Raw genomic sequence first — 4,351 nt, forward strand, 5'->3', positions numbered from 1 at the left:
TTTTGAGTTATTGTTACCCATGCTATGATCTCCTTCTGTTATGGAGTGGGTAACATGCCTACACCTTAACAATAGGAGATTTTTTTATGAGCAACCAGAAGAATACCAGTAATAGCAACCATATTTAGGATATTTTACAAACAATTTTTCTGTAATTTCTCATGTCAGGTTTGGTGCAAGGCTAGTGGGCAAATCGGGCATTTCAGCGAAAAAAACCTGCACTTTTGCAGTTATTTCAGGAAAAACAGCGATTCCAGCTCAAAATAACTGTATTTTTGCAGGAATCGCGTATGGGTGCAGGTGAGATATGGAGGATCACAGTTGATTGAGTGGTACTTTTGCACGTGGCAGCATGAAATGGTCGTGAACTCAGTCATAAGCGAGTGAGCGACTACAAAAAGTAACGTAATAAATGTTATGTTAACCATAAGACAAATTCTCTCCCACACGCTATCTGCTCAAACCCACCATCTACTAGGATCAACGATGATATAATCAATTTAACTAAAGGAGTTTATCCGAAATTGAAGGGTCCAGATAGGGGATGCAATGATGCGAGCCATTTTTCATTATAATCCAGATCGGCCGTTTCGCGAGGCGCCGGACTTGTATTTGTGTTATTGGGGAAAAGAACGATGTGTTCCGCTTCATTCGTTTGGCCCGGGTGTGCGGGATATCTACAAAATTCACTTTATCCATTCAGGACGAGGGATAGTGAAAGTGGAGGGAGAGACCTTCGAGTTGACCGGCGGACAAGCTTTTCTCGCTTATCCCGAGCGGATTATCTTCTATCAAGCAGACGAGGTTGACCCTTGGACGTACTCTTGGATCGGCTTCAGCGGGGAACAGGTGTCGGAGATTTTGAGCCGTACCCGGTTGACGCCGGCTTCCCCCGTGTTTCCCATGGATACGCAATTGATGCCGCAACTCTATGATCGACTTAATGAAGCAGAGGAATCGACGACGCGCGATTTGCGCTTGCAAACGTTGCTATATGAGTTCATGACCTTGCTGGTGGAGCTTGTCCCTGCATCAGGGGATGTAAGTTCCCCAAGAACGAAAGCGAAGGATGCGTATATTCACCGTTGCCTTGATTTTCTGCACAGCCATTATAGTGAGGAACTAAGCATCGGCCAACTGGCTGCCTTCGTGGGGCTGGATCGGAAATACTTAACGTCTTTGTTTAAGCGGTCGATAGGAATGCCGCCGCAGCAGTACTTGCTCAAGTACCGAATGGAGAAAGCCTGCGTCCTGCTGCGCAACGGCCATTATTCGATCGCGGAAGTAGCGCGTTCTGTGGGTTACCAAGACGCCTTGTTATTCTCCAAAATGTTCAAAAAAACAGTAGGCACCTCGCCCTCCGATTACCGTGAACTTGGGCGAAAATCAGACATTATGCCATAGAGATCATCCATGCTGATATAGGTAAGTTGCTCCTCGTGGATTATATTGAACACATATAGACTGAAGGAGGGACAAGCATTTATGTATCAAGCAGCGGATAACCGATATGAAACAATGACATATCACCGTTCGGGACGGAGCGGATTGAAGCTTCCAGCCATTTCCCTGGGCCTATGGCACAATTTTGGGGGGATCGATGTACTGGAAAATGGACGCGCCATGTTGTGCAGAGCTTTTGATCTTGGAATCACCCATTTCGATTTAGCGAACAACTATGGACCGCCGCCAGGCTCGGCCGAGGAGACGTTCGGACGGGTACTGCGTGAGGATCTGCGTCCATATCGCGATGAGCTGATCATCTCGACTAAAGCGGGATATTACATGTGGCCAGGGCCATATGGGGAATGGGGATCCAAAAAATATCTGGTCTCCAGCCTCGATCAAAGCTTAAAGCGGATGGGGCTGGAGTATGTGGATATTTTCTATCACCATCGTCCAGATCCCGACACGCCGTTGGAAGAAACGATGTCTGCGCTTGATCTGATTGTACGACAAGGGAAAGCACTGTATGTGGGGTTGTCCAACTATCGTCCGGAAGAGACGCGCGAAGCGTCCCGAATCTTAAAACAACTTGGTACCCCGGCGGTGATTCACCAGCCAAACTACTCCATGATGAATCGCTGGATCGAAGAGGGGTTACTGGATGTCTTGGAGGAAGAGGGCATAGGCTCAATCGTGTTTTCCCCGCTTGAGAAAGGTATCCTGACCGACCGATACCTAAACGGAATCGCACCGGATTCCCGGGCCGCCGGCCCTAGCGTGTTCCTTCGTCCAGAGGACGTAAACGAAGAGCGGATTGCCAAAATCAAGCGGCTGAACGAACTGGCTGCCGCTAGAGGGCAGAAGCTATCGCAAATGGCTTTGGCCTGGGTGCTGCGTGACGGCAGAGTGACATCCGCTCTGATCGGCGCCAGCAAAGTCAGCCAAATCGAGGATGCCGTAGGCGCATTGGCGAATCGGACATTTACGCAAGAGGAGCTCCGTAAGATCGACGAAATCTTAGGTTTTTAAATTATGACACAAGGCGTCGCCCGAGGAATATTCGGGACGGCGCTTTTTTCTACTAAATTTCCCCGCCGTATTGAGCTTTGCCCCGTTTAACCAGTATAATAGGTCGAGTGTACCCTTTGAGGATCTTACGAAGGTTTATAACTAATAATTCATATAGAAAAGGTGTTAAATTTCCATGAGTATTTTAAATGTTGAACGACTGAGCCACGGATTTGGGGACCGGGCGATTTTTAACGATGTATCCTTCCGCTTGCTGAAAGGCGAGCATGTCGGCTTAGTCGGGGCCAACGGTGAAGGAAAATCGACGTTCATGAACATCATTACGGGCAAGCTGCAGCCGGACGAAGGCAAAATTGAGTGGGCCAGACGCACGCGCGTAGGCTACCTCGATCAGCATGCCGTATTGGAGAAAGGGATGACGATCCGTGACGTGCTGCGCGGAGCGTTTCAATATCTGTTCGATCTGGAACAGGAAATGAACGACATGTACGCCAGAATGGGGGAGGTATCGCCGGAAGAGCTGGAGCAGCTGCTGGAGGACGTAGGTACGATCCAAGACACGCTCACGAATCAAGATTTCTATCTTATCGATGCCAAGATTGAGGAAACGGCTCGGGGCTTGGGCTTGACAGATATCGGGCTCGAAAGAGATGTTCACGACCTCAGCGGAGGTCAGCGGACGAAGGTTTTGCTCGCTAAGCTCCTGCTGGAGAAACCAGACATTCTGCTATTGGACGAACCTACCAACTATTTGGACGAGCAACATATTGAATGGTTGAAACGGTATTTGCAAGAGTACGAGAACGCGTTTATCCTCATTTCGCACGATATTCCGTTCCTGAACAGCGTGATTAATCTGATTTATCATATGGAAAATCAAGAGCTAAACCGTTACGTCGGTGATTATGATAACTTCTTGCAGGTGTATGAAGCGAAAAAACAACAGTTAGAGTCCGCCTACAAACGTCAGCAACAGGAAATTGCCGATCTCAAAGATTTCGTAGCCCGCAACAAAGCCAGTGTAGCGACGCGAAACATGGCGATGTCTCGTCAGAAGAAGCTGGACAAGATGGAAATTATCGAGCTGGCGAAGGAAAAACCGAAACCGCAGTTTAACTTCAAGGATGCTCGGACATCAGGCAAGTTAATTTTTGAAACGAAGGATCTGGTCATTGGTTACGACTCGCCTTTATCGAAGCCGCTGAATTTAAGAATGGAACGCGGGCAGAAAATCGCCCTCGTCGGCGCCAACGGGATCGGGAAAACCACACTGCTTCGCAGCATCCTGGGACAAATCCCGGCGATCTCTGGTTCGGTGCATCTCGGGGACTTGCTGGAAATCGGCTACTTTGAGCAAGAGATGAAGGATGCCAATTACAATACGTGCATTGAAGAAATCTGGAACGAGTTCCCGTCGTTCACGCAGTTTGAGGTGCGTGCGGCTCTGGCGAAATGCGGACTGACAACGAAACATATCGAAAGCAAAATTGCAGTTCTAAGCGGAGGCGAGAAGGCTAAGGTGCGCCTGTGCAAGCTGATTAACCGGGAAACGAACCTGCTCGTATTGGACGAACCGACGAACCATTTGGACGTGGATGCGAAAGATGAGCTGAAGCGTGCGTTGAAAGCTTACAAAGGCAGCATTCTGTTAATCTCCCACGAACCGGAATTTTATCGTGATGTCGTTACGGAGACGTGGAATTGTGAATCTTGGACCACCAAGATGATCTAATCAAGTCGTAATCTAGCATTTAAGGGTTGCCTCAGGTATAATTGGTTTAAATTTGAAAACGAGGTGATCCGATGGCAGTTAGCTTGAGTCCTGAATCCGTGAACTTGAACAAATAAATCCTGAGGCGGACACAGGAAAATGCAG

3 protein-coding genes are annotated in these 4,351 nt (G+C 48.3%); all 3 read left to right on the top strand.

The features are described 5' to 3' along the window. Positions 1-552 precede the first annotated feature (552 nt). Entirely contained in the window at positions 553-1,404 is an 852-nt protein-coding gene (locus RW092_RS12605; RefSeq protein WP_016312220.1) for an AraC family transcriptional regulator, read from the top strand. An 81-nt stretch (positions 1,405-1,485) separates the two neighbouring features. After that, positions 1,486-2,475: an L-glyceraldehyde 3-phosphate reductase gene (mgrA, locus tag RW092_RS12610; protein WP_016312219.1), complete on the top strand. Its 990-nt coding sequence runs from the start codon at positions 1,486-1,488 to the stop codon at positions 2,473-2,475. Positions 2,476-2,650: 175 nt separating this feature from the next. Then, positions 2,651-4,207 carry an ABC-F family ATP-binding cassette domain-containing protein gene (locus RW092_RS12615; RefSeq protein WP_016312218.1) on the top strand — a complete coding sequence of 519 codons (1,557 nt, stop codon included), beginning with the start codon at positions 2,651-2,653 and terminating at the stop codon, positions 4,205-4,207. Positions 4,208-4,351 lie beyond the last annotated feature (144 nt).

It is taken from the genome of Paenibacillus sp. 3LSP (genome assembly GCF_032465655.1).
GTDB classification, from domain to species: Bacteria; Bacillota; Bacilli; order Paenibacillales; family Paenibacillaceae; genus Fontibacillus; species Fontibacillus barengoltzii.

Coding starts and splice junctions, on each gene's coding strand:
- RW092_RS12605 (WP_016312220.1), top strand. CDS start 553: ATGCGAGCCATTTTTCATTATAATCCAGATCGGCCGTTTCGCGAGGCG.
- mgrA (WP_016312219.1), top strand. CDS start 1,486: ATGTATCAAGCAGCGGATAACCGATATGAAACAATGACATATCACCGT.
- RW092_RS12615 (WP_016312218.1), top strand. CDS start 2,651: ATGAGTATTTTAAATGTTGAACGACTGAGCCACGGATTTGGGGACCGG.